Annotated in this window: 19 protein-coding genes and 1 riboswitch; of the genes, 12 read left to right on the top strand and 7 right to left on the bottom strand. The window is 47.9% G+C overall.

Annotated elements, in window-relative coordinates:
• The first annotated feature begins 72 nt into the window (after positions 1-72).
• Positions 73-606, top strand: coding sequence for a dihydrofolate reductase family protein (locus tag F0P94_RS10515; protein WP_150903839.1), 534 nt, complete (start codon positions 73-75; stop codon positions 604-606).
• Between the two features lie 526 nt (positions 607-1132).
• On the opposite strand, the gene F0P94_RS10520 is transcribed toward F0P94_RS10515, so the two are convergent.
• Positions 1133-1744, bottom strand: a complete 612-nt coding sequence (locus F0P94_RS10520; protein ID WP_150903840.1) for a NifU family protein — start codon at positions 1742-1744, stop codon at positions 1133-1135.
• Between the two features lie 226 nt (positions 1745-1970).
• Between F0P94_RS10520 and F0P94_RS10525 the strand changes: the two genes are divergently transcribed.
• The 4 genes from F0P94_RS10525 to F0P94_RS10540 all read left to right on the top strand — a co-directional run bounded on the left by F0P94_RS10525 (position 1971) and on the right by F0P94_RS10540 (position 5264).
• Positions 1971-3338, top strand: a complete 1368-nt coding sequence (locus tag F0P94_RS10525) for a sodium:proton antiporter (RefSeq protein ID WP_150903841.1) — start codon at positions 1971-1973, stop codon at positions 3336-3338.
• A 350-nt stretch (positions 3339-3688) separates the two neighbouring features.
• Positions 3689-4117: a hypothetical protein gene (locus F0P94_RS10530; protein WP_150903842.1), complete on the top strand. Its 429-nt coding sequence runs from the start codon at positions 3689-3691 to the stop codon at positions 4115-4117.
• A 124-nt stretch (positions 4118-4241) separates the two neighbouring features.
• The gene (locus tag F0P94_RS10535; RefSeq protein ID WP_150903843.1) at positions 4242-4730 is read left to right on the top strand and encodes a hypothetical protein; all 489 of its coding nucleotides are present in this window, start codon (positions 4242-4244) and stop codon (positions 4728-4730) included.
• 78 nt (positions 4731-4808) lie between these two features.
• Entirely contained in the window at positions 4809-5264 is a 456-nt protein-coding gene (locus tag F0P94_RS10540) for an ankyrin repeat domain-containing protein (protein WP_150903844.1), read from the top strand.
• A 141-nt stretch (positions 5265-5405) separates the two neighbouring features.
• Here F0P94_RS10540 and aroC read toward each other — a convergent pair whose 3' ends face one another.
• Together aroC and F0P94_RS10550 are read right to left on the bottom strand one after the other, a co-directional pair.
• Positions 5406-6485: a chorismate synthase gene (gene aroC, locus F0P94_RS10545; RefSeq protein ID WP_150903845.1), complete on the bottom strand. Its 1080-nt coding sequence runs from the start codon at positions 6483-6485 to the stop codon at positions 5406-5408.
• Positions 6482-7930, bottom strand: coding sequence for a BatD family protein (locus F0P94_RS10550; protein WP_150903846.1), 1449 nt, complete (start codon positions 7928-7930; stop codon positions 6482-6484). Before F0P94_RS10550 ends, aroC begins: the two co-directional genes overlap by 4 nt.
• Positions 7931-8288: 358 nt before the next feature.
• Between F0P94_RS10550 and F0P94_RS10555 the strand changes: the two genes are divergently transcribed.
• The 3 genes from F0P94_RS10555 (at position 8289) to F0P94_RS10565 (ending at position 10289) form a co-directional block, all read left to right on the top strand.
• Positions 8289-9056 (top strand): ferritin-like domain-containing protein, encoded by a 768-nt coding sequence (locus tag F0P94_RS10555; protein ID WP_150903847.1) that lies wholly within the window; start codon positions 8289-8291, stop codon positions 9054-9056.
• A gap of 14 nt (positions 9057-9070) precedes the next feature.
• Positions 9071-9898, top strand: coding sequence for a ferritin-like domain-containing protein (locus F0P94_RS10560; protein ID WP_150903848.1), 828 nt, complete (start codon positions 9071-9073; stop codon positions 9896-9898).
• Between the two features lie 193 nt (positions 9899-10091).
• Positions 10092-10289, top strand: coding sequence for a hypothetical protein (locus F0P94_RS10565; protein WP_150903849.1), 198 nt, complete (start codon positions 10092-10094; stop codon positions 10287-10289).
• On the opposite strand, the gene queG is transcribed toward F0P94_RS10565, so the two are convergent.
• Together queG and ruvB are read right to left on the bottom strand one after the other, a co-directional pair.
• The gene (queG, locus tag F0P94_RS10570; RefSeq protein ID WP_150903850.1) at positions 10256-11221 is read right to left on the bottom strand and encodes a tRNA epoxyqueuosine(34) reductase QueG; all 966 of its coding nucleotides are present in this window, start codon (positions 11219-11221) and stop codon (positions 10256-10258) included. The genes F0P94_RS10565 and queG overlap by 34 nt on opposite strands.
• 383 nt (positions 11222-11604) lie before the next feature.
• Complete coding sequence (gene ruvB / locus F0P94_RS10575; protein ID WP_150903851.1) at positions 11605-12636, bottom strand: Holliday junction branch migration DNA helicase RuvB; 1032 nt, start codon at positions 12634-12636, stop codon at positions 11605-11607.
• Positions 12637-12972: 336 nt separating this feature from the next.
• Here ruvB and F0P94_RS10580 point away from each other — a divergent pair, with 336 nt between their 5' ends.
• Positions 12973-13350, top strand: coding sequence for a GIY-YIG nuclease family protein (locus F0P94_RS10580; protein WP_150903852.1), 378 nt, complete (start codon positions 12973-12975; stop codon positions 13348-13350).
• Positions 13351-13513: 163 nt separating this feature from the next.
• Here F0P94_RS10580 and F0P94_RS10585 read toward each other — a convergent pair whose 3' ends face one another.
• Positions 13514-14692 carry an acyl-CoA dehydrogenase family protein gene (locus tag F0P94_RS10585; protein ID WP_150903853.1) on the bottom strand — a complete coding sequence of 393 codons (1179 nt, stop codon included), beginning with the start codon at positions 14690-14692 and terminating at the stop codon, positions 13514-13516.
• 489 nt (positions 14693-15181) lie between these two features.
• The gene (locus F0P94_RS10590) at positions 15182-17617 is read right to left on the bottom strand and encodes a TonB-dependent receptor (protein WP_150903854.1); all 2436 of its coding nucleotides are present in this window, start codon (positions 17615-17617) and stop codon (positions 15182-15184) included.
• Between the two features lie 64 nt (positions 17618-17681).
• Positions 17682-17778: riboswitch (TPP riboswitch) on the bottom strand.
• Between the two features lie 395 nt (positions 17779-18173).
• On the opposite strand from F0P94_RS10590, the gene F0P94_RS10595 reads away from it, so the two are divergent.
• The 3 genes from F0P94_RS10595 to F0P94_RS10605 all read left to right on the top strand — a co-directional run bounded on the left by F0P94_RS10595 (position 18174) and on the right by F0P94_RS10605 (position 25647).
• Entirely contained in the window at positions 18174-18419 is a 246-nt protein-coding gene (locus F0P94_RS10595; protein ID WP_150903855.1) for a hypothetical protein, read from the top strand.
• A gap of 423 nt (positions 18420-18842) precedes the next feature.
• Positions 18843-20681, top strand: coding sequence for a T9SS type A sorting domain-containing protein (locus tag F0P94_RS10600; protein ID WP_150903856.1), 1839 nt, complete (start codon positions 18843-18845; stop codon positions 20679-20681).
• Between the two features lie 349 nt (positions 20682-21030).
• Positions 21031-25647, top strand: a complete 4617-nt coding sequence (locus F0P94_RS10605; protein ID WP_191907010.1) for an Ig-like domain-containing protein — start codon at positions 21031-21033, stop codon at positions 25645-25647.
• Positions 25648-25809: the final 162 nt, after the last annotated feature.

Below are 25809 nucleotides of genomic sequence, written 5' to 3' on the forward strand. Positions count from 1 at the left end.
GATGTCGCATTTCTACAAAGTGCAAGCGGTTGTACGGATGTAGTTTTACAGAAACATTAAAGCTTAAAACAAATGCGAAAAATCTCCCTATTCATTGCTGCAAGTTTAGACGGTTACATTGCAAAACCTAACGACGACCTTAGTTTCCTGAAAATTGTTGAAAAGGAAGGCGAAGACTATGGTTACGCAAAATTTACAGACACAATCGACACGTTAATTATTGGTAGAAAAACCTATGATTATGTGCTTAAAGAAATCGGTCCATCTCATTATGACAACGGCCAACGAGATGTTTATGTCATTACCAGAACTGAAAGACCGCCAGTAGGTAGAACGACCTTCTATACAGGAGACCTGACCAAATTAGTTGCACGCTTAAAGTCTGAAAAAGGTAAAGATATTTATTGTGATGGTGGCGCAGAAGTTATAAATGAACTGCTGAAGCACGATTTAATAGATGAGTTTATAATTTCGATTATCCCGATCTTATTAGGTAACGGAACAAGACTTTTTAAAGACGGGAGACCTGAGCAAACCCTTGAATTTATTACAGCAAAAACATTTGAAACAGGATTAACACAACTGCATTATAAGCGAAAAAAATAAACAGCTAACCGCCAACACCGGTTTTGCATAATGGGGCTAACGTACTTACTTAAGCGTTAGCCCCTTTTGTACTTTTGAATCAGGTTGGAAGTTAGGGCTTCTAATTTCCCACTACGCAAATCCGAAAACCGTTAGCCCCAATTAAAATCATTAAAATGAATCATCAGGAAAAAGGATGAGCTTTTAATGGCAGAATATGGAGGTTTCTTTCCCCGGTTATGCGTAGCGTTAGTAAAGCGTTCTACGCATCCGGGGCAGCTAATCTCTCAATTGACATATTCAAAGCCGGGAAATTTAACTCGGCGTAGAAAGTAAAAATGAAAGCGGTTAACGCCAATCAGGAGATTGGCGTTCCGGAAGTGCGTAGAAACGCTTCGCTTAATTCTATGCACAACGAAAAAGCACAAATTACAATCAGGAAGGAGAAGCAACAAAAAAGTCAGGCTGTACGGGCCTGACTTTTTTACGTTAATACGATAGCATTTTTCATTGAACATTCGAATCCCGAACATTCGAAAATTCAAACTTAAACTGTTACGCCTTCGGCAACTACTTCGGTCACTTCCGGAACCATGCGCTTCAGCAGGTTTTCGATGCCGGATTTCAGGGTGATGGTAGCCGATGGGCAGCCGGAGCAGGAACCTTGCAGGGCTACTGTAACTACGCCTTCTTTGTAAGACTTAAAGGTGATATTACCACCGTCCTGCTCAACAGCCGGACGCACGTAATTTTCCAGCAGGTCGATCACTTTCTGGGAAATTTCAGCATCTTCTGCCGTCTGGTTTTCGGTGGCGCCGCTTTCCGCTTTTTTCTCGGCGGTTGGCGTTTGCAGGAATACCGGTCCGCCGGCTTCCATGTACGACTTTATAAACGTACGAAGCTCCGGGATCAGCTGTGGCCAGGTGTCGCTGGAGTTCTTGGTAATGGTTACGAAGTTGCTGGCGATGAAAATGCGCGAAACGTAATCGAAGTTGAAGAGCTCCTGGGCAAACGGGGAGTTCGAAGCAGCTTCTACGTTCGGGTAATCTACACTGATTCCGTCCTGCAGTACGGTCTGGTTCAGCACAAACTTCATCGATTCCGGGTTCGGGCTGGCTTCGGCGTAAACCGAAATATTTTTTTCTTTATTTTCTGTCATGATCTTTTCGGCGTTTAAGTAAAAACCGGTTGATATTCATTATAGTTTCAAAGTTACGCAAAATTCGGGTTCGGCGGGCACTTCTGCTTTTTTATGTAATTTAACGGCGGCTTAAGGGTGTTTTTCCGGTTCTTTCCAGTTCCGGGAAGCACCATGAACAGGGTTTACCGAAACAAGCTGCTAAGGAGCCCCTGCCCTTTTTATCTGAAAATCATACCGTTTACCAATGTTTTTGCTTTCCGCGTTAATGCCCGAAATCCCCTTTTTCCTGGTTATTCCGTTCCTGCTACTCATTGCCCTGATCGCGACCGGACCGGTTTTATTCAGCCATTTCTGGCATAAATATTACAAAGTTATTGCGGTTGCGCTGGGCTTGCTGGTGCTGGGCATTTACCTTTTTGCGCTGCAAAACCACCACCTGCCCGTCGAAACGCTGGCCGATTACGCGTCTTTTGCCATTCAGCTTTCGGCCTTGTACGTTGCCGCCGGTGGCATTTACCTGAACGTGAACCTGAATGCCCGGCCTTTTGCCAACGTATTGGTGCTTTTTGCCGGTGCCTGCCTGGCCAATATAATCGGTACTACCGGGGCTTCGGTGCTGCTGATCCGGCCGTTTATCCGGATCAACATTCACCACATTAAGCCTTACCAGATCGTTTTCTTTATTTTTATTGTGAGCAACGCCGGCGGTTTGCTTACCCCCTTGGGCGATCCGCCGCTCTTTATCGGTTTCCTGAAAGGCGTGCCGTTTTTCTGGACACTGGAGCACCTTATTTTTCCGTGGCTGCTTGGGGTAGGTGCGCTTTGCGGCATCTTTTACCTGATCGACCGCCGCAATAAGGAACGGGAGTTTTACCCGAAAGCCGACGTGGTGCTCCGCAACGAAGCCAAAACCGAAATGTACTTTAAAGGCCGACGCAACCTAGTCTGGCTCGCGGTCATTCTGGGCGCCATTTTTATCGACCCGAAGATCATCGACGGCATTCCTTATATTCCGTTCGAAGGCCTGAAAATTTCGTTTGTGCGGGAGCTTATCCAGGTAACGACGGCCTTCTTTTGCTACCGCATGGCCAGCAAAACCGCCCTGGAGGGAAATCACTTCAGCTTCGGTCCGATCCTGGAAGTAGTGTTCCTGTTCTTCGGCATTTTCTTTACCATGATGCCTGCCCTGCAATACACTGCCCACCTGGCTTCTAAACCGGAATTCGCCCACTTATTAACGCCGGGCAACACCTACTGGGCCGCCGGCATGCTTTCCGGCTTCCTGGACAATGCACCTACCTATGCTAATTTTCTTTCGCTGGGCATGGCCAAATACAACCTGAACTACAGCAACTTTACCAATGTAACCAATTTCGCTAACGGCATTCCGGACCCGACCACATACCTGCTCCTGGAGGCGATCTCGATCGGTTCGGTAATGTTCGGGGCTTTTTCCTACATCGGTAACGGACCTAATTTTATGGTGAAAGCCATTGCCGAAGAAGCCGGAATTAAAATGCCGTCGTTCTTTAAATACATCTACGCTTACTCTATTCCTTACCTGTTGCCGGTGCTGGCCCTAATCTGGTGGCTGGTGATTTTAACCCGGTAGCAACGGTAGGAAAAACAAATAAAAAAGTGCTTCTTCGCTTCTGAAATCACTTAACTAACTTCACGCTTGCGAAGAAAAAGTCCTTCTCCAAAGGGCAGAGCCGTTTTAGCCTCCCCTAAAGCAGCTTTTTCGGATATTTTTATCCGAAAACTTCCTGCCGGGGATCTATTGATCCCCGAATTGTGGCCTGAAAATGGTCCACGCGGGTTAATAAACCCGCAACAGGATGCTTTCGGATCGATAGATCCGAAAGAGCAAACGAGGAGAATCCGGAAGAATGAATCGCCCCTGCCCCTCCAAAGGGGGACATAAAAAACTTAAACTTCAGTACTTAACCATTTAACCTATTAATGAATCCGACCCTCAGGAATTTTTTAGCTTTTGTAGCCGGGCTGGTGCTTGGCAGCTTTGTAAACATGGGAATCATTTCCATCAGCGGTTCAATAATTCCCCCACCGGCAGGAGCCGATCTTACGACCACTGAGGGCCTGAAAGCAAGCATGCACCTTTTCGGGCCGCAACATTTTCTTTTTCCGTTTCTGGCGCATGCTCTGGGTACTTTTGTGGGCGCATTCGTAGCAGCCTGGTTTGCGGCAGCCAATAAAATGCGGCTGGCCATTGGCGTTGGATTATTCTTCTTAGTAGGAGGAGTTGCCAGCGTATTCATGCTTCCTTCGCCGATCTGGTTTGCCGTGGTGGATCTGGCTTTGGCTTATATTCCGATGGCATATCTGGCGGGGAAACTGGCTGGTGGAAGTAAAAGAATTACGGTTGAATAATTAGGAAATGCTGATTTGGTAAAATTGTATAGAACTCAGCAGCGAAACTACACTTATGACTTAGTACATAAAGTAGATAAGCGTAGTAGTGTTGTTTCTCCGCTAGTTAATGATAATTGCAAATATGAGGAATTTTATAATTTTAGCTATTATCTTATTCATTTGTTCCTGTAATCAGAAGGAAAAGAAAGTAGACAATCTGCAAGTAAATCAGAAAAATACGGTTTCGATTGAAATTTTTGGAGCCCCTTGGGCAACTAGTTTTTCAGCTACCTTTTATGCTGATGAGATGTTTGGAGATTCTATTTATTTCGACAAATGTCAAGGGGATTCTTGTATTACCAAAAGAATCTATGTAACTAAGCAAGAACAGGATACATTATATAGTTCTTTTAACTTAATCCAAAAATCTTTTTCTCTGGAAGATAGAGGCGTTATGGTAATGGACGGCACAAAAGTTAGAATTACTATTTTTTCAAATCCATCAAGAAATTCAAATCAGGTTAGCTACTTATTTAGTAATCTTACTTCTGTAGAGGATGCAGGTGACGAAGTTACTCGTTTAGTAAGCTTCCTTAATAGTCGTTTGCCGAAGGATTTAAAAATGTATTAAAAAAACAAACCACTAACCACACCTAAAGCTCCTAAAAACGTGCCCTGGCCTAACCGTTGGCCGGCAAAAAACTATAAAATGAAAAAATCATTACTCCTACTTGTACTGACTTTAAGTACCTCATTCCTTACAATTGCTCAAAGTAAGGATGAGCAACTATATGCGGCTGTCCAAAAGAATGACAAAGCCAAGGTTGAAGCGCTTCTCCAGAAAAAGGCTGACCCGAACTATATTAAGCAAGCAGGACCTTGGATGAAGGTAAATCCGCTGATTACTGCAGTCAACAATTCCAATGTTGAGATTGTGAAACTTTTAATTGCTAATCAAGCACAAATAGACTGGAAAGACGGATTTAATACCACAGCCTTAATGTATGCGGCATCCAAAGGGAATAAAGAAATCGTAGAGTTGCTATTAGCAAGTGGCGCAGACGTTAATGCTACTGATGGTGAAGGCAACACCGTTCTTACTGCCGCTAAGGAAAGCAAGAATCCTGAAGTTATATCGCTTATAGAAAGTAAACTGAATAAATAATTTCGTAAGCAAACACAACACATACAAGGCCCTTGCTTCGCTGCTGGCTTTGCATACACGCGGCCGTTATAAAGTCCCACCTACAAAAGGCTTCAGAAATTTTTCTGAAGCATTCTACTTTTTCCACCCAAACCCTACCCCTTACAACTTAGAAACCTCTGCCCGAAGCATAAAATCAGCTAATACCAAGGCAGCCATGGCTTCTACAATGGGAACGGCGCGGGGGAGCACGCAAGGGTCGTGGCGACCTTTTCCTTCCAGAACAATAGTGTTTCCCTGGTCGTCGATGCTGGTTTGGGTTTGCAGAATGGTGGCTACGGGCTTGAACGCTACGCGTAGGTAAATATCCTGGCCATTGGAAATGCCGCCCTGAATGCCGCCGGAGTGGTTCGTTCTGGTTTGCACGTTACCGGCTTCGTCCTGGTAAAAAATATCGTTGTGCTGGGAACCGAACATGCTTACGCCTTCAAAACCGCTGCCGTAATCGAAGCCTTTAACTGCGTTAATGCTCAGCATGGCTTTTCCCAGTTCGGCGTGCAGCTTATCGAAAACGGGTTCGCCCAAACCAACCGGTACGCCCTGAACTACGCAACTGATCACGCCGCCTACGGAATCGTGCTTGTCGCGGGTTTCTTCGATGAGGCTGATCATGCGGGCGGCCGTTTTTCCGTCGGGGCAGCGTACCGCGTTGCTTTCAATTTTAGCAAGGTTTAGCTGCCGGTAATTTTTCCGGAGTTTTATCGGCCCCACTTGCGATACATAAGCCGTGACCTTAATATTCTTTTGCGCCAGCAATTTGGCGGCAATCGCGCCGGCTGCCACCCGCGCCAGGGTTTCGCGGGCGGAACTACGGCCGCCGCCCCGGTGGTCGCGGTGTCCGTATTTGGCCGCGTAAGTATAATCGGCGTGCGAAGGGCGGAAAGCGTGCTGCAAATGGCTGTAATCTTTGCTGGCCGCATCCTGGTTCCGGACGAGCAAGGCAATGGGCGTTCCGAGTGTTTTCCCTTCAAAAATGCCGGACAAGATCTCTACCTGGTCGGCTTCGTTGCGGGGTGTAGTTAAAGCCGACTGCCCGGGACGACGTCGGTTCAGGGCCGACTGAATTTCCTCAACTGAAACTTCCAGGCCGGCGGGACAACCGTCTAATACCACGCCTACGCCGGTTCCGTGCGATTCGCCGAAGGTGGTAATGCGGAAAAGGGTGCCGTAGGAATTGCTCATAAACGGTGCTTGTAAAACAGGTATAAGGAAACGAGCAGCAAAAACAGCACTACCAGGTTCGTGTAAAGCTTTACTTCGCTGAACTGGTGGATGCTTTGCAAGGTGTTGCTTTCATTGCCGATGCGCTGGTAAAATTCGCCCATATCCTTCGACTGAATGGTGGCATCGTTATCGGCCTCGCCGGTTACCACGATCTTCAGTTCCGAACGGAGGGTATCGTACTTTCCGGCATCGGGGTTAAAGAAAATAAAGCTGAAAATGTTGCTGAAGTCGTACGTTCCAGGGGTTTTGGGCGTAGCAAAATACCGGAAGCCTTTCCGGCCCGAAACCCGGCCGTTCTGCCGGTTAATGTCCTGCCGGATGTCGGGTGCGGTAAACTCCAGTCCGGGAGTAGCTGTAGGCTCAGGCGTAGCAATGGCCGCTAAATTTCCTTCCCCCTCGATCTGAAACAGGTAATTAAAGCTTTTGCCGGCCAGGAATTTATCCCGGTCTATGCCTTCATGCAGGCGGTAATTGCCCACGGGCACGGCCTCCCGCAAAGGGTGCGGCGGCAGGGCTTTTACGTGCACGATCTTCGGCGAGGTGTAGTACATTTTACTCGTAGCCATGCGGTTATCGCCCAGAAACGAAGGATCTTTGGCTATTTTGTACTTGATCATTTCGAGGCCTACCGAAGGAAAAAGCAGCGGATCGGTGTTGATCGGGTAATAAACGGACTCGTAAAGTTTGAACCGCAAGTAGGCTTTGCCGTCGATGCTTACGGCTTCGGGTTCGCCGGTAAGTTCAAAGCTTTCTTCCCACACGCTGCTGGGTTTCAGCTTTTTTATGATCGGGGTAATCTGGCGGTTGAAGTTGTGGAAATCTACCAGGTTCTGGTCGGCGGAGGCAATGTAAAAAGCCAGGTGCACCGAAAGGCCTTCGCCCACAAAAACCTCGTTCTTGCTCGTACTGAAAGCCAGAAAGGCGTCTTCCTGCTTGTCGATGTATTCCTGGGGCTTTTGCTTGCCGAACAATTCATCCAGTAACCCGAAGCCCTGCACCGGCGGCACGCCCGTACCCGGCGGCGCCTGCCCCGTACTTGGTACCACCTTCACGGTTCCGCCTTTCGATTCTACCGCTTTCCCGTTTACTTCTATGCTGAAAGGTTCGATCTCGATTTCGCCTTCTTTCAGGGCCGCGTAGTTCTGGGTAATGGTTTGTTCGGTAGAGATCTGGCCGTTTACAATGTTGGTGGTGGTAGAAGAAAAACGGTTGCTTTTCTCGAAGCCCTCAAGGTCAGGGAACTTACCGATGTTTTTCAGCTGCTGATTTTTAAGCGTTACCGAAATGGTAAAATACTCGTCGATCGGCACCGGGCTTTTGCCCAGCTTAATAATAACCTCCTGGGCCGCAACGGGGAGAAAGGGTATTAAAAGGAAGCAAAAAAGTACACAGAAATTTTTCATCAGAGGTTAAAACCGGCCGCAGTTTCAAAGTTACGCTTTTCAGAAATAAGATGCAGCTATTTCTCTGGCTCCCGAATCTGGTTTCAGCCGGGAAATTCAAAAAAAAACAACAAACTCAATAAATATAACCATTCTAAGCTGAAACGCAATTACCAAACAAGACATAAACCACCTAACAGGACAATAATCATGGGGCCACTTTGTTTAAACTTTATTTTTAAAAGATAAATAAAAACGAACGTCCATCTGCTCAGGCCTGACCGTATAGGACTTATTCCGAATTTTTATTCAGGGATTTAACTAAAAGTAAAGGTTCGGAAGTACGCAGCCACATCCTTTCACTTAAAACTTTTCCTGTATGTTCAATAAGAAAAATCCTGATCTGGAAACCGGAAGCAGCTTGATAACGGCCTTGCAACGACCCCTCGAGCGGCGCTTGTTTTTAAAATATGCGGGCGCAACGGCAGCCTTTACCGGTTTAATTCTAAGCGGGTGCAGCAACGACGACGATGACACCACCAAGCCACCAACCAACAACGAAGTAGTAGACCCGGCCAACAACCCGAATGCTACCGATGCCGTGAACCTGGGAACCGGCGACGTTGGAATCCTGAATTATGCCTATGCGCTCGAACAACTGGAAGCAGCCTTTTATACGCGGGTAGTGGCCGGCTTTTATTCCGGCGCTTCTACCGCCGAGCAGCAGATCCTGACCGACATCCGGGACCATGAAGTTGCGCACCGTAATTTCTTTAAAGATGCCCTAACTGCCGCCGGCGCAACGCCTATTCCCGAGCTGAAGGTGAATTTCACCTCTATTAATTTCTCGGACCGGGGCAGCGTGCTGGCCACTGCCAAGGCGTTTGAAGACCTGGGCGTAGCAGCCTATAACGGCGCCGGAAAACTCCTTCAGAATAAAGCTTATCTTTTAATTGCCGGCAAAATTGTTTCGGTAGAGGCCCGCCATGCCGCCGTAATCCGCGACCTGATAAACAACGGTTCTTTTGCCGACAACAGCGTGATAGATGCCAATGGCTTGGATAGAGCCATGATGCCGCTGGACGTAATAAGCGCTGCCGACAAATACATTACCACCAATATTAACGCCAATAATTTACCAAAATAAAGGGAGGCCTGATTATGAACATATATAAGATACTTACCGAGATAGAAAAAACCGACCCGGAAGTTTATGATAAGCTCGGTTCCCGGCGGGAAGTTTTCAAGCATTTTGCCGGTTTTGGAAAGAAGTTAGCGGTAGCCGCGGTGCCTTTAGCATTTGGCTCGATGTTTAAGAAAGCTTACGGCCAAACATCAGGCGGCCTGATCGGAATTTTGAATTATGCGCTTACCCTGGAATATCTGGAAGCCGAATTCTATACCATGGCCGTAGCCAAAGCCCCAGGCGGCTCAGCCGGTTTTATTCCTTCCGGGGAGCCGATCGGAGCCATTACTACCATCCGCGACCACGAGAATGCGCACGTAAATTTCCTGAAATCGGCCATTACTGCCGCTGGAGGAACGCCGGCAGCTAAACCAACCTTCGATTTTTCGGCCGGCAATGGCAGCAACAACGGTCCGTTTGCGGATGTGTTTACAAATTACCAGACCTTCCTGGCCGTTGCCCAGGCATTCGAAGATACCGGCGTGCGTGCTTATAAAGGACAGGCCGATAAAATTACCGATAATGCTGTATTGACCGCCGCGCTGCAGATCCATTCGGTAGAAGCCCGGCATGCGGCCCATATCCGACGGATGCGAGGCCAAAAAGGCTGGATAACCGGCAAGGATGGTGGCAACATGCCTGCTGCCACGCAGGCAGTATATAATGGCGAAGAAAATACGAACCAGGCCGGCGTGAATGTTGCTACCCTGCCGGGAAGCTCGGTAAATATTGGCACCGAAGCGTTCGACGAACCTTTAGATATGAATGTTGTTCTAGCAATAGTAGATCCGTTTATTGTCTAGCAGCTTTTGTGAACGAAACACAGCCAGCTTTATAGGGTTGATTCTTTTTTACCCCAGAAAACAACGTATTTACCAAAAAAAACTTTAGAAAAGCAGCTTCTCCGGCCTAACATGTAACGGTATCAGGCATATTTAGCGTATATTCACAGCTGGAAACATTCAAGCATCCGGTATTACCATTTAAAAGTAAGCAATGTTAGAGTATATTAAAACCATTCTGGTTAAAGTGAGTTTCGATCAAAATTTATTTGAAAAAGAATTGCGTAAATCTTTCGCAGTTTTATTGAAGGAGGAATTAGCCGAATTAAAGAAATGGTGCTACGTGCAATTTGCCACCGTGCATGCCAATGTACTCAATCAGGTATTTGCCAAACCCGAATTCGCGATCTGATCATTTTCTACGCTTCCGGTTACAAACTGAATATTACGCTTTAACCCTTCAAAACCAGTCCTTTTAACTGCCGATTTTTTAAAGATCTCCTGAAAAACTTCCCGGGTTATTTCCTGCCAGTCGGCGGCGTTTAACCCGTGGAGCTTTTCGTGGGGCGTAAAGGCCGGCTCGTTATGCGGCTTGCTGAAGCGGTTCCAGGGGCAGACATCCTGGCAAATATCACAACCGAATACCCAATTGCCGAATTTGCCGTTTACTTCTTCCGGGATCTGCCCTTTCAGTTCGATGGTGAAATAGGAAATGCATTTGCTGCCGTCTACCACGTAGGCTTCGGTAATGGCATCGGTCGGACAGGCATCTATGCAGCGCGTGCAGGTACCGCAATAATCCTTAATCGGACCGTCGTATTCCAGCTCCAGGTCAATAATAAGTTCGGCAATAAAAAAGAAGCTGCCGCTTTTCGGGTTAATCAGGTTGCTATTCTTTCCTACCCAGCCTAATCCGCTTTTCTTCGCCCATGCTTTGTCTAAAACCGGCGCCGAATCTACAAAGCACCTTCCCCCTACTTCGCCGATTTCTTCGTTAATCGCTTCGAGTAAGGTTTTCAGCTTGTCTTTAATTACAAAATGATAATCGGTGCCATACGCATATTTCGAAATTTTCAGCGTGTCTTCGGGCTGCTGCTGCTCCGGAAAATAATTCAGCAACAGCGAAACAACCGACTTGGCTCCCGGCACTAAAATCCGGGGATCGAGCCGTTTATCGAAGTGGTTTTCCATATAGCCCATTTGCCCGTGCATGCTTCGCTTGAGCCAATTTTCCAGGCGCGGCGCTTCCTCTTCCAGAAATTCTGCTTTGGAAATACCGCAATAGAAAAACCCGAGCTCGGCTGCTTTCTGCTTGATGAAATGGGTGTAATGGCTTTTGTTCAACTTTCTGTTCCTTTTCGGGAGAACAAAATTACGGCTTTTTAAAGTTTAATTCGGAAGGAAGTTTCTGAAGTGCACCAGTATCGTAGGTTTAACCACCCCCGGCCCCTCCTTGAAAAAAGGAGGGGAGCTTTTCGATCCTGCTTCTTGTGACTCTTAGAGCTTTAAGCATCCTATTTTCTTTGTTCAATACAAAGCATAAAAGTATAATCAAGGCAGACAGCAGTTCCCCTCCTTTTTTCAAGGAGGGGCTGGGGGTGGTTACCCATTCCTGAAGCAATCCAAGGCTTAATCAAAAACCCTCCGGCATTTCTACCAGAGGGTTTTACTTTTTCAACTTAAAACGCTACTGTCTATTGCAAAGACGCACAATTCCAAACCACCTTTTACGAATCGAATAATGTACCGATCTGTTGCGGCGGTATTTTACCCAAATGGCGGTAGGCTGCTGCCGTGGCTTCGCGGCCACGGGAGGTGCGCATGATGTAGCCTTCCTGGATCAGGAACGGCTCGTACACTTCCTCGATGGTTTCGGCTTCGTCGCCGCAGGCGGTGGCAATGGTGCTCAAACCAACCGGTCCGCCTTTGAACTTCTCGATGATGGTGGTCAGGATGCGGATGTCCATTTCGTCGAGGCCGTTCTGGTCTACGTCGAGGGCATTCAGGGCAAACTTGGCAATTTCTACCGTAATAGTACCGTCGCCTTTTACCTGGGCGAAATCGCGGGTACGGCGGAGCAGGTTGTTGGCAATACGCGGCGTACCGCGGCTCCGGCGGGCAATTTCAAAAGCCGCATCTTCGTGAATAGGCGAACCCAGGATCTCGGAAGAACGCTTTACGATGGAAGTTAGCAACGCTGAATCGTAGTATTCCAGGCGGGAGTTAATGCCGAAACGGGCGCGTAAAGGTGCGGTTAGCAAACCGGAACGCGTGGTGGCGCCGATCAGCGTGAACGGGTTCAGGCCGATCTGCACGGTACGCGCATTCGGGCCGGAATCGAGCATAATGTCGATCTTGTAATCTTCCATCGCCGAATACAGGTACTCCTCCACGATCGGGTTGAGGCGGTGAATTTCGTCGATAAACAACACGTCGTTCTGTTCCAGGTTCGTAAGCAAACCCGCTAAATCCGATGGCTTATCCAGTACCGGTCCTGACGTAATTTTAATATTGGAATTCAGGGAGTTGGCAATAATATGCGACAAGGTGGTTTTACCCAAACCCGGAGGTCCGTGCAACAGCACGTGGTCTAATGCTTCCCCTCTCCGGCGCGCCGCTTCAACAAAAATTTTCAGGTTTTCCACCACCTTTTCCTGGCCGGTGAAGTCGCTGAAATCGAGCGGTCGGAGCGCCTTGTCAATCTCTTTTTCGGCCGGCGACATGTGCGCATCCGAGCCGGTCAAATATTCTTCTCTCATACTTTTTTACCCAATTCTGATAGCATTTTTTCCAGGCTTTTTCAGCAGGAATAAACAGCTTTTCAGTAACAGTTTTGCCGCCGGAATAAGTCCCGGAGGCTAGACAAATTTACGCTTTTTTACTAAAATTATTGCTATTCAGAAGGAGATATCTAATGAGGTTAGCAAAGGAATGTAATTTCACTCCGTATTTCGGCAAGCATAGAAATCATCTGCTATCTAAGTAACAAATTAGGTCGTCATCTCGACCGCAGGGAGAGATCTCATCAAGTTGGTAGTTTCGCTTGCTATGAACTTCTAATAAATTAGAGGAGTTTGGTGTCAAACGAACTTAAAATGGGTAACTATTTCACCTATATCACCACCAACGCCATCAGAACCGTGCTTTACATTGGCATTACCAACGATCTGGAAAGGCGTATGACCGAACATTTTGAGAACAAAGGCAAACCCAATACTTTCGCTGGAAAATACGGTTGCCACTTTCTAATTTATTTTGAACGGTTTCCAAACGCGAAATTTGCAATCGAGCGGGAAAAAGAACTGAAAAAGTGGAGCCGGGTGAAGAAGGAGAATTTGATCAGAACAATGAATCCGAACTGGCAGTTTTTGAATGAGGAAATTAAGGAACGGTGCCCCGTCATTGCGATTGCAGAGAGAAACGAATCTCTGCGCAGCCAAATCTCATCAGGTTGGTACTGCCATTTATTCTGACCTCACTACCAACTGGATGAGATCTCTCCTGACGTCGAGATGACGCGCTCCGGAGACTTTCTTCACAAAAAAAGCAGCCCATCTCTGAGCTGCTTTCTTCATAAATCGATAGGCTTTTCAGCCTAAAAAGTCAAAAAATCGAATGTCGAAAAATCGAACAATCTTACTTAAACGCCTGAATACCGGTTACGTCCGCACCAGTAATTAACAAGTGAATGTCATGGGTTCCTTCGTAGGTAATTACCGATTCCAGGTTCATCATGTGGCGCATGATCGGGTATTCGCCGGTAATGCCCATACCGCCGTGGATCTGACGGGCTTCGCGGGCAATGTGCAGAGCCATATCCACGCTGTTGCGTTTCGCCATGGAGATCTGCTGGGTAGTGGCTTTGCCTTCGTTTTTAAGTACGCCTAAACGCCAAACCATTAACTGAGCTTTGGTAATTTCGGTCAGCATTTCGGCCAGTTTCTTTTGGGTAAGCTGGAAAGCGGCAATTGGTTTATCGAACTGGATACGCTCCAGGGAATATTTCAGGGCTGATTCGTAGCAGTCGATGGCAGCACCGATAGCACCCCAGGCAATACCGAAACGAGCAGAATCTAAACAGCCTAATGGACCTTTTAAGCCATCGATGTTTGGCAGCAAATTTTCTTTCGGAACTTTTACGTTGTTGAATACCAATTCGCCGGTGCAGCTGGCGCGCAAGCTCCATTTGTTGTGGATTTCAGGGGTAGTGAAACCTTCCATACCACGCTCCACGATCAGGCCTTTGATGCGGCCTTGCTCGTTTTTCGCCCAAACTACCGCTATCTGGCATTCCGGGGAGTTGGAGATCCACATTTTAGAACCGTTCAGCAAATAATGGTCGCCCATGTCTTTGATGTTGGTCAGCATGCCGCCCGGGTTAGAACCGAAATCCGGCTCGGTTAAACCAAAACAGCCTAACCACTCGCCACTGGCCAGTTTCGGCAGGTATTTTTTACGCTGTTCTTCCGAACCGTACGCATAGATCGGGTACATCACCAGTGAGCCCTGCACCGAAGCCGTTGAACGCATACCGGAGTCGCCGCGCTCAATTTCCTGCATGATCAGGCCGTAGGAAATGTAGTCGAGGCCGCCGCCGCCGTATTCTTCCGGGATGGTCGGGCCAAACGCACCTACGTCGCCGAACTTCTTCACGATATCGGAAGGGAAATAAGCGTCCTGCGCCCATTTTTCGATGTTCGGGGAAATTTCTTTCTTAACGAAATCGCGGATCGACTTGCGGATAAGTTTGTGCTCATCGGTCAGCAGGTCGTCGATGTTGTAATAATCTAAAAATTCGGTAGGGTTATAAGCCATAATTGTTCAGAGTAATTGCTGCGCAAAGGTAAAGGTTTGGCTTACAGGAAAAAATTTGTGCTACGTTTTTATGAAGGTTTAACCACCCCCAACCCCTCCTTGAAAAAAGGAAGGGAGCTTTACCTCACCCCGGCCCTCTCCTAAAAACAGGAGAAGGAGCTGCTGCAGTACTAAATTTCAGCTATAATGTTTTGAAGCCAACAGCGAATAACAGTTTCGCTTAAGATTTAAAAGTAAAATAGAAGCAGGTAGCAGCTCCCCTCCTTTTTTCAAGGAGGGGTTGGGGGTGGTAAAAAAAGCCTGCTCCAATCTCCTGAAGCAGGCTTTAAGTCTGAACTATGATTTTTTTGATTTATATGACAACTATGATTTCCCCTGAGAAAATCAGCCCAATCTATTATTTAAAGCTTCATAAAATCATAAAAATCAAAAGAATCATAGTTCAGACAAAAAAAGCCCTCCCCTGAATTAGGGGAGGGTTGGGTGGGGTCAAAACTTCACGCCTACGCTTACCAGGAAGTTACGCGTAGCTTGCGGGTAGTAGTAGTTGTAATCGTAGCGGGTGTCGTCGCCGGAATACATTTCACTAAAGGTATATCCGTTGGCTTCGTATTTTTTGTTCAGCACGTTGTTTACCAACAGGGCAAATTCCAGCTCTTTTACGAACTTCGGTTTTAGGGTATAACGCAAACGCAGGTCCATTACGCCGTAACCGTTCAGCTTGCGGTCTTCGGAGCTGGTGTTGTCCAGGAACTGCTTGCTTACGGTTTTGTAAAGGGCGGCAATCTTTAATCCGGAGATTGGCTGCACTTCCACTTTATGAAAGGAAATCACTTCCGGAGAAAAGGAAATATCGGTTTCGGAATAGTTGCTCTCCAGGATCTTTTCCATTTCATAATCTTCGTTGTACACATAAACCGTTTCGGTGTAGTCCTGAATTTTATTGCGGCTCAGGGTCAGGTTGCTGCTTAGTTCCAGAAAACCGTTGAAGTTGATCAGGCCGGCCAGCTCCACCCCCATCCGGTAGCTGCTCTTTACGTTGGTACGCAAAGGCTCGCCTACATCGTTCAGCTGTCCGGTAAGCACCATCTGGTTTTTGTAATCCATGTAGTAATAGTTGGCATCGAAGGTATAGCGGCTATTTTCCCCTAAAAAGGCAGCGCTGTTTCCGCGTAAGCGGTACCCTGCTTCCCAGTTATAAAGCGTTTCGGGCAGGGGCTTTTTGCCAGCGTCCCGGTCGGCTTGCGGCTGGTCCACGAAGTCTTTCCGGATCGGTTCCCGGTTGCCAACCGCGAAGGAAGCGTAGAAGGTTTGGTTCTGGTTGATGGCGTAAGTAGCGCCGGCTTTCGGGTTCCAGAAGTTGAAGGTGGTTTTTGGTAAATTGGCATCTACAGCTTTATCGTCTACGCCTTCAATTTCGTAATGGATGATGCGGTGCTGCAGGTCGCCGAAGAAACCGAGCTTTTCGGTAGCCTGGTAGTTGGCCCGGGCAAAGATGTTGAAATCGGTTTTCAGGGCCTTGTTCTCGTACCACCGGTGACGAATGTTGCTGTTGGAAGCGTATTTTGCCCAGATCACTTCCCCGAAATGGTCGCCGTCGTATTTATTCCAGCCGCCGCCCAAGGTTGCGGTGAACTTCCCGGCTGGTGCGTAATAATTGGCCGCATAGGTAGCGCCGTAAAACCAGTTGTCGAGCCACTTCTGCTGAATAAGGTCGGTGCGACTCAGGGTGGTATCTTTTAAAACCAGTGGCGCGATACCGTAGTTTTTCAGCTTGCGGTCTTCTTTGAATTGCTCGTAATAGCCCCGGCCGCGGGTAAGGTGGAAAGCGCCGCCGAAATCGAAACGGCTACCCAGGCTTTTGGAATAGTGCAACTGGTAGTGGTCCTGCTGGTAATTGTCGGTTTCATTTTCGTAGGTCAGGCCGTTGTAGCGACGGTTGGTTTGCAGCAATTCTTCGGGTACGCCGTCCCAGGCCTGGTGGGTTCTTTCGGTTCCGGAGAAGGCCACGAATTTCAGGGAGCCGGTTTTGCCGTGGTAGCCGGTGGCCAGGTAATACGATTTCAGGTCGGAAAAACTTTGCTCGATGTAACCGTCCGAAGCAATTTTAGACAAGCGGGCATCTACGGTAAACTTGTCGTTAATTAAACCGGTACCGAAGGAAACACTGTGCCGCCAGGTATTAAAACTGCCGTAACCATTCACCGCTTCGGCATAGGCCTCGCGGTTCAGCCCGAGGGTACGAATATTCATACTGGCTCCGAAGGCTGCCGCACCGTTGGTGGAAGTTCCTACGCCGCGCTGGATCTGGATGTCCTGAATGGAAGAAGCCAGATCGGGCATGTTCACGAAAAATGCGCCGTGGCTTTCCGGGTTATTTACCGGCACGCCATTTATAGTAACGTTTATGCGGGTAATATCGGAGCCGCGGATGCGAATGCCGGTATAACCCACGCCCGCGCCGGCATCGGAATTTACCACCACCGAAGGCGTTTGCTCCAGCAGGTAAGGAATGTCCTGACCGAAGTTACGTTCCTCCAGTTCTTCTTTGCTCACGTTGGCATAGGTGGTGCCGGTTTTGTCGGTGGCGCGGGTGGCGGTAACTACTACTTCGTTTGTGCGAATGGTGAGTTTTTGCAGCGAAATGGTTAGCGTTTTGTCGGCGTTCAGCTCAAGGGTTTGGGTAATGGGTTCGAAGCCCAGGTAAGATACCCGCAAGGTGTAATTTCCGGCCGACAGACCGGTGAAGTGAAAGCGACCGGCTTCGTCGGTAATCTGGCCTTTGGTGGCGGAAAGCTGCACCGAAGCGCCGGATAAGGGTTGCTGGCCGGTGGCATCGGAAACGGTACCGGAAAGCGTGAACTGTGCGAACGCAAAAGCAGGCAGCAGCATGAGCGCTAAAAGCGCCCGTAAGAAATTGGACATAAATAGAAAAATGAGATTGATAAAACATACAGGCCACGAGGGGCTTGCAGCCTGCTTTTCTTATGAAGTTTTACCATGTTTTCCCTTCGCCAGCATTACCCGGATCAGGTTCAATGGGTATAATCTCAGCCCGTTATATTAAGGCACCCCTAAACTGCCGCAAAGGTACGCTTTCCTTTTTCAATTCAAAACGTATTCCGTTGACTAAAGTCAACGGCAATGGATAGAGCTGATTTAAGAAGGGCACGCTTAATCTTTTACCGCAATTGCCTGTAATGATGCGCTACCGGTCAGGGAAAAAGCACGCTTCCTGATTTCCTTTATCCATTGCCGTTGACTGAAGTCAACGGTATTTCAATCGGCCTTTGCCTGCTTTTTTATTTTAAACCCCCGCCTTTTCCTTGCTCGCCCAATTTTCTTAAGGCCTTACATTCTTTATAAAAAAATGCCAAAACCACCGGCCGCCCTTCTACGTTTTTACCTAAACAGCACCGGCTCCCCAATAGCAGTTACGTGCTGATTCACTTTGTTTTACCTTCTAAATCGTGCCGTGAATATGATCAGTTTATTTTATTCATTAGTGGTGTTGGCTATGCTGGTATATTTTGCGGTAATTCCCCGTAAGCGTTATCAATTGCCGCCTTCCGGCGACAGCGACGATGACGGCGGCGAACCGCTCGAAGACGATCTGCCGGACCTGGATCTGCCGCCGGGCATTTCCCTGCCCATTAACGATTTTGAGCCGGAATACAACAAACCGAAACCCAAAACCCCAACGCCTCCGCTAAGGCAACATTCCTGAAAAGCATAAAAGAAAAGGCCCCTGAAGATTGCTTCAGGGGCCTTTTCTTTTCAAGCGAAAACGATACAAGTTTCAGCAAAAAATAGACAACACCCTAAAGTTATAAACAATTAAAAGACCTGAAAACAAACCATTTACATTCAAAAAAAAAAAACAGTTCAACAACAAAAAAAACTTGTTATAACTCTTGCAAATATAGAAAAAACCTATACTTTTAGACCGTGCTTTAACACAAAAAAACAAACTCACTCTTTACGATCCTTTATATGGCAAAAATGTAAGCGCTGCAAGGCGGTGCGGGTTTTAACATACCAGCTTGGGCATAAAAAAACCCACCCGTTGCGCGAACACCGGGCAGGCATTACTATTCTCTTCCGAGAATAGAATTGATCAATTATTGCGTAACTAATCAATTACAAATTTATGAAATTTTTACGAGTAAACTTTAAACAAGTTCTTAAAGGCTTTTTTGCTGTGGCTGTTTTGTCTGTAGCAAGCCCAGCTTATGCCCAGCTTCCGGCAATTACCAATGATTTGCAAGCATATAATTCTGCAGGTATAGGTAAAACTATTCTGAATACCGGAACTGATATCTTTTCCTATAATGAAGATGAACGATTAAAATTCTTTATTGACAACTTTAAGGTAATGGTTTGGGATGGAGACCAGCCTGGCCTTTCTTGGGTAGTCACTGATTTAGACGGAAATAAAACAGAAGATTTTATATCCATAAGAAATATTTACAGGGATCCAGATGTTGTAGTACATCAATATAACGGCGAGATCTATGCTATGGTGGTATACGAAAGCCATGAAGGCCAGATTCAGTATGATTCCTATAAGTGGAATGGTGGCTCCTTCAATTATCATGATGGTTCGGTAGTGGGCAACAATAACCCAGGAGATGTTCGAGGTGCCAAACGACTTTCCGGAGAAAACCCAAACATTGATGTAAATTCCGAAGGAAAAGTTGTGGTTACCTGGCATGAATCTTTTTCATATCCTGCATCAACAACCATCTTATTACCAGGCAATAACCAAACCTTTCATTTCGACGTTGTACGCAGCGAGATTTATGCAGTATTTGGAAATATAGATGGTAGCAGACTTTCTGGCGTTAGCAGCCAATTTAATGGCTTGCAAGGCACCACCATCGATATTGATTATAATTCTACAAGCCCTAGGGGCGATAAGATTAGTGTAACTGGCAATTTACTTTATGAGCATAACAAATACCCGGATGTAGCGCTCTCGGAACAGGATGTCAATGGTGAATTGGCCGTAACGTTCACTTATAGTAAAATGAGTTTTCTACCCCTCTTTTTCAGTACCGATAAAAAATGGGTAATAGACCAGCGCATTTTAAACACCACCGGCTCTCCTAGTCTTACAACCGGGTTCTTTACCGGCAATGCCCAACCAAATTCCGGCACTTATCGGCCACGTATAGCATCCCGCAAAATATTCGGCACCTATGCTCGTGATTTCGAAGCGGTAACCGGTCCAGTACACCGTGGTTGCGACGAAACAGGTTTTTATACCTACTCGGCGATCTATAATTTTGGCCGCTTCAACAATGTTACCCACCCAGTAACTACCGTAAATTCCGGGTATACTGATACCGAGAACTACGAACCTGTAGTGAGCTATCGGTACAACGAATTTGGCCGCTCTGGACAATACGTAGTTGCCTGGACCATAAATACTAATTTTGGGCCAGCCCACCAACGAAACCTGAACATCATGGCAGCTACCATGAGAAACGGTGCACGCCAAGGCTCTCAGCTGGCTTGGGTAAATAAAGGTAATTATGCTCCCGATTCTGAAGATGAACCTTTTGTAGGTAATCAACTCATCCCTTCTATTGCTGGAAGTTATTCCAATGTAGAGAACCAGTACATGTTTGTAGACTTGGAAGAAAAACATAACAATGATGTTAAATATAAAGGAAGTGAAAATAAACCAGGCACAGTACAGCTTCGACAAACACAAGGCGGCACGAGCAATGGCTTTACCGCATTCCCAAATCCGTTTTCGGACGAAGTACGCTTTAATTTACAAATTGACGCCACTGATGCTCCGCAAACACTTACCCTTCTGGATCTTACCGGCCGGCAATTGGATAAGCTGGAAATAAAGCACCTGAAGCCAGGCAATAACACTTTAACTTGGCAAAGCCGCAAACCTCTGCCAGCCGGTGTGTATCTAGCTCGCCTGCAAAGTCGCGAAAAAATAACCACTATCAGGATTGTAAAACAATAGGTTATCTTCACAAAGGCTGCCTGCCGTTAGCAGGCAGCTTTACTTTTTAATAGGCAACCAATTACTTGTAACCATTGTCTGACACAAAAAAGGTGGTGATTTTTTTATTATCCAGTTTAAACCGCACTTTATAACCTCTACCTGTTAAAACTAACCGCTTATGATAAAAAACTTTTACCTTATCTTATTATTAAATCTGCTTTATATTGTACCCGCCACAGCGCAGAGAGGTTGGCAGTGGGCCTATCAAGCACCAGTAGTAACAACACATTTAGTAGGAGGCGATGCTCCTGGCAGGATTTCCGGGCACCAAGCCGATTCTCTGGGGCGTATATATTTAAGTTATATAGTGAAGGATTCATTGATCATTAACGGCGTAACGTATCGAAATTCGGAATCTAATACTCTTTTTGCCAGCTACGACCGCCACGGCCATCTTAGATGGGTAAAACAATTCCTTACTTTTGGCTCTCTGAAATCCGATGAATTAAAACTTTCCTCCATAGACCGGCAGGGCAATATTTATATTGTTGGGCATTTCTCCGATACCCTGCAGGCAGGGCCTTACAGGTTGGTTAGCCCAAAGGCATCCGTGTCGACAATTAACCCTCCCTTTACCGGAGCCGTTATTAAACTCGACACCTTGGGCAACGTAATCTGGGCCAAACAAAGTACTGGTTCGGATGATCTAAATTCTACCAGGGTTTCTTTTTCAGGCAATGATAAAAACGACAATCTGTATGTTCTTGCTGCTGGAGGCAATGCCTGCTTCGACAGTTATTGTTTCTCCGTACGTGGAGGCAAAGTAATAAAATACAACCCTCAGGGTCAAGTAATAGGAGCGTTTACCACCACCACCCCCGGTTACACTGATTTTGCCACCGATCAAGATGGTAACACTTTTCTTGCAGGTCAATTTATAGGAACTGAAACGATAGGCGGAAGAACCTTCACTTCTGGCACGCCAAACCGGTACGATGTGTTTATTGTAAAATACGGAATAGTCGGTAATGTGCTCTGGGTAAAGCATGAAGGTAGTGCCAATGCAGATGAAGATATCAGCAACATAACCACTGACCGCGAAGGTAACCTATACGTTTCAGGCACCTACCAATTCGCCGATGCCACAATTGGTGGTACTATCCTTACCAAAGGCAGCGCAACCATGCAGGCCTTCCTGGCCAAATACAATGCATCCGGCCAACTATCTTGGGTGCATAAACCTGATTACCTGGGCTCCGGCCAAGCTAAGCTGGCAAATACTGCCGTAGATAATTGGGGCAATATTTTTACCAGCTACCTCTTTCCCGGTACCGCCAGCCTGCTAAGCCAAAATGGCGAAATCTATTCCGGCCCCAACGGTAATGCCTTTATGCTGGCTTACAACCCCAATGGTACAGTTCGCTGGATCGACCAAGGTAAAGGCTGGAACTTATTTGTCGAGCCTAGTGGCTTAAGTAAATCTTATAAATATCTTACTACCGATAATGCCGGCGGCATCTATTACAGTAACCGCTGCCAGCTAACTCCTTCAGTACTTGGCACATTTACTTTATTGCCCGCCGACGGCCGGAACTTCCGCGCCAAAATGCTGGATTGCGGCGTAGTAAAAGCCACCGTAGTCTCCTCGCTGACCGGCTCGCTCACCATTTGCGACGGTGCCCCACCCGTTCTACTGCAGGCCAAAGTAACCAGCGGCGGCGAGCTTACTTACCAGTGGCAGCGCAACAACCAGAACATTCCCGGCGCAACTACCTCCACCTACGGCACCCTGCAGAACGGCGATTACCGCGTCATCGTCCGTAACTTTAACGGCTGCATCGATACTTCGGCTGCCGTAACCCTGAGTATTGTAAACCAGGCTTTGCCTACTGCCACCGTAACCGCCCCAACTGTAACGAAAGTCTGCTTAGGCGGCAGCGTGCAACTGCAGGCCAATACCGGCGCCGGCTTTACTTACCAATGGAAACGCGGCAACGATTTTATAGCCGGCGCAACCGGGGCAACTTATGCGGCCACCCAAAGCGGCAGCTACAGCGTTTCGGTTACGAACCAGTTCGGCTGCAGCCAGGTTTCCGCGCCCGTGGCCGTAACCGTAAACGAACCGCCGGTTGCTCTGATCTCCGCTTCCGGACCTACCGCCATTTGCCAGAACCAGAGCGTAACCCTAGTGGCTCCTCCGGGCCAGGGCATTCAGTACCAGTGGCAACACAACGGCACCGATATTAGCGGCGCAACCGGCATTGCTTATGCCGCCAGTCAGGCCGGAAACTTTACCGTGCGCATAACCAATGCCAAAGGCTGCAGCATGGTTTCCAACAGCATTCCGGTTACCATTAATCCTGCGCCGGGCATCGTGATAAACGTTTCGGGTTCCACTACCATTTGCCAGAACGGGGCCGTTACCATCAGCACACCATCCGTAAACAAGCAAACCTACCAATGGCAGCGCAATGGCATCGACCTGCCCGGCCAGACTTCCACTTCCCTGATGGCCACCCAGCCCGGCGATTACCGCGTACTGGTAACCGGCAACGCCAACCTGTGCAGCAATTATTCGCAGATCACCACCGTAAGCATCGATCCGGGCCCCATTGCCCAGATAACGGCTGCCGGTCCTACGGCCATTTGTCCCGGTGGTACGGTAGCCTTGGTTGCTAATTCCGGAACGGGTTATACTTACCGCTGGTACAAAGACAATACGCTTCTGGCTAATGCCACGGCCTCGTTGCTGAACGTTACCACGCCCGGCAATTACCGCGTGGAAATAGCCAACAGCCGCGGCTGCTTCAATGCTTCCAGCCCGGTTGCCGTTACTACCGCACCGCTGCCAACAGCTACCATTACGGCAGCCGGTAACCTTACTTTCTGCGCCGGCGGTTCCGTAAACCTGGAAGCTGCTACCGGCACGGGCTGGCTATACCAATGGCAGCGCAACGGCCAGGATATTGCCGGTGCTACTACGGCCAATTATTCCGCCACGCAATCCGGCGACTACCGCGTGATGGTTACTACTCCGGCAGGTTGCTCGGCTACTTCCAGCCAGCTTAGCGCTAACGTTATTACCCTTGCCAAACCAAGCATTAAGGCCACTTCCGATTCTACTATTTGCGCCGGAACTTCGGTTAGTTTGTTTACTACCGCAACCGGAACGTACCAGTGGTTACTGAACGGCGCTTTCATTGCCAATGCCACTACAGCTTCTTTTTCTGCTTCTCAGGCCGGAAACTACCGGGTAGTAGTAACCAACGCCACCGGTTGTAATGATACTTCGCGCATCTTACCGGTTGCGGTGGAAAGTCTTCCGACAGCAACTATTTATGCCAATGGCCCGCTTACTTTCTGTGCCGGTGGTTCGGTTAGTTTAGCAATTGTTCCCGGAGCTAACTCGCTCTATCAATGGCAGCGCAACGGTATCAACATTAGCGGGGTTACTTCAGCTTCGTTTGCAGCAACCCAGTCCGGCGACTACCGGGTATTGGTTACCACGCCAACGGGCTGCACGGCCATTTCGAACCTGCTTGCTATTACTACAGTACCGGTACAGAAACCCGCCTTACAGGCAACTTCCGATTCTACGATCTGTGCCGGAAGCAGTGTAAGTTTGTTTACTACTTCCACTGGTTCTTATAAATGGTTATTGAATGGGGTGGCTATTGCCAATGCCTCCGCAAGTTCCTTTACAGCTTCTCAGGCCGGTAACTACCGGGTGGTAGTTACTAATACCACCGGCTGCAGTGATACTTCCCGGGTTTTACCAGTTACCGTAGAAAGCCTGCCAACTGCTGCCGTTACCGTTGCCGGGCCACTTACCTTCTGTGCAGGCAGCTCAGTTACCCTTGCAGCGGTTTCCGGCACGAACTGGCTCTACCAGTGGCAGCGCAACGGCCAAAGCATCAGCGGGGCAACGAATGCGACTTTTGCAGCCACTCAAAGCGGCAACTACCAGGTACTCGTTTCTACGCCGGCCGGCTGTACCGTTTCTTCTGCCCCAATTACCATTACCGCTGTGCCTTCCCAAACGCCTGTAATTCTACACAGTTCCGATACTACTTTCTGTGCTGGCGGAAGCACAAACCTGTTTACCACAGCTGCCGGAACGTACGCCTGGCTTTATAATGGCGCTTTACTGACAGGTTCCACTTCCGCTTCCCTGCTTGCCAACCAACCAGGCTCGTACCAGGTGGTGGTTACCAACGCTGCCGGCTGCTCCGATACTTCCCGCATTATGCACGTAAGTATGGATGCGGTGCCAACTGCTGCCATTACTTCCAGCGGTCCGCTGACCTTCTGCTCCGGCGATTCCATTCGGTTAAGCACTTCTGCCAACAGCAACTTTACCTACCAGTGGTTCTTAAATGGTACGCTTTTAAGCGGAAAAACTGCTGACTCGCTCTGGGCTACGCAAGCCGGTAATTACTACGTGCAGGTAAGCAACGCCCGCGGCTGTATGAGCCAGGCCAGTCCGGTAACCGTAAACCTGAATGCCATTCCAACGGCTACCATTACCCAAAGCGGGAATACCTTATTTGCTTCGCCGGGCACAACGTACCAATGGTTCCTGAACGGTAATCCGATAAGCGGCGCTACCAACCAGGTATATGTAGCCGATTCTACCGGAAGCTATACCGTAACTGTAACCCATAACGGTTGCACGGCTACTTCGGCAGCAGTCAATATCCTGATCAGCGGAGCTTCAGAAGAACTGGCTTTATCGCAACTCAGCATTTACCCGAACCCGGCTACTGCTGTATTTAATCTGAAGCTGGTAAACAATTACCGCGGCAACGTGCAGCTCCAGCTCTTCGACCTGACCGGAAGATTGATTCAGAAACAGCAGCTCCGCAAAAATGAAAGTCAATTGCAAAGCAGCATAATGGTAGAAACCCTGCCGACCGGATTGTATCTGCTCCGCGTGCAGCAAGGCGATAAATATGTGATGCAGAAACTGACTATTAAACGGTAAGGTTTCTGGCAGAAAACCTGCAATCTGTTTTGATAAAAAGTAAAAAGCTCCCGGGAATAGTTTCGGGAGCTTCTTACTTTTAATACTGTAAGGCTGAATTGGTCTTCAATTGGTTTGTTACGCCAATCGGGAGATTGGCTCTCCGGGAATGCGTAGAACGCT

This window comes from Adhaeribacter soli (assembly GCF_008727925.1).
GTDB lineage: Bacteria > Bacteroidota > Bacteroidia > Cytophagales > Hymenobacteraceae > Adhaeribacter_A > Adhaeribacter_A soli.

Bases quoted from the DNA above. Each gene is read 5' to 3' on its own strand.
- aroC (WP_150903845.1), bottom strand. From the start codon at position 6,485: ATGAGCAATTCCTACGGCACCCTTTTCCGCATTACCACCTTCGGCGAA.
- F0P94_RS10530 (WP_150903842.1), top strand. From the start codon at position 3,689: ATGAATCCGACCCTCAGGAATTTTTTAGCTTTTGTAGCCGGGCTGGTG.
- F0P94_RS10540 (WP_150903844.1), top strand. From the start codon at position 4,809: ATGAAAAAATCATTACTCCTACTTGTACTGACTTTAAGTACCTCATTC.
- ruvB (WP_150903851.1), bottom strand. From the start codon at position 12,636: ATGAGAGAAGAATATTTGACCGGCTCGGATGCGCACATGTCGCCGGCC.
- F0P94_RS10535 (WP_150903843.1), top strand. From the start codon at position 4,242: ATGAGGAATTTTATAATTTTAGCTATTATCTTATTCATTTGTTCCTGT.
- F0P94_RS10580 (WP_150903852.1), top strand. From the start codon at position 12,973: ATGGGTAACTATTTCACCTATATCACCACCAACGCCATCAGAACCGTG.
- F0P94_RS10600 (WP_150903856.1), top strand. From the start codon at position 18,843: ATGAAATTTTTACGAGTAAACTTTAAACAAGTTCTTAAAGGCTTTTTT.
- F0P94_RS10560 (WP_150903848.1), top strand. From the start codon at position 9,071: ATGAACATATATAAGATACTTACCGAGATAGAAAAAACCGACCCGGAA.
- F0P94_RS10590 (WP_150903854.1), bottom strand. From the start codon at position 17,617: ATGTCCAATTTCTTACGGGCGCTTTTAGCGCTCATGCTGCTGCCTGCT.
- F0P94_RS10550 (WP_150903846.1), bottom strand. From the start codon at position 7,930: ATGAAAAATTTCTGTGTACTTTTTTGCTTCCTTTTAATACCCTTTCTC.
- F0P94_RS10515 (WP_150903839.1), top strand. From the start codon at position 73: ATGCGAAAAATCTCCCTATTCATTGCTGCAAGTTTAGACGGTTACATT.
- F0P94_RS10595 (WP_150903855.1), top strand. From the start codon at position 18,174: ATGATCAGTTTATTTTATTCATTAGTGGTGTTGGCTATGCTGGTATAT.
- F0P94_RS10565 (WP_150903849.1), top strand. From the start codon at position 10,092: ATGTTAGAGTATATTAAAACCATTCTGGTTAAAGTGAGTTTCGATCAA.
- F0P94_RS10520 (WP_150903840.1), bottom strand. From the start codon at position 1,744: ATGACAGAAAATAAAGAAAAAAATATTTCGGTTTACGCCGAAGCCAGC.
- F0P94_RS10585 (WP_150903853.1), bottom strand. From the start codon at position 14,692: ATGGCTTATAACCCTACCGAATTTTTAGATTATTACAACATCGACGAC.
- F0P94_RS10525 (WP_150903841.1), top strand. From the start codon at position 1,971: ATGTTTTTGCTTTCCGCGTTAATGCCCGAAATCCCCTTTTTCCTGGTT.
- F0P94_RS10555 (WP_150903847.1), top strand. From the start codon at position 8,289: ATGTTCAATAAGAAAAATCCTGATCTGGAAACCGGAAGCAGCTTGATA.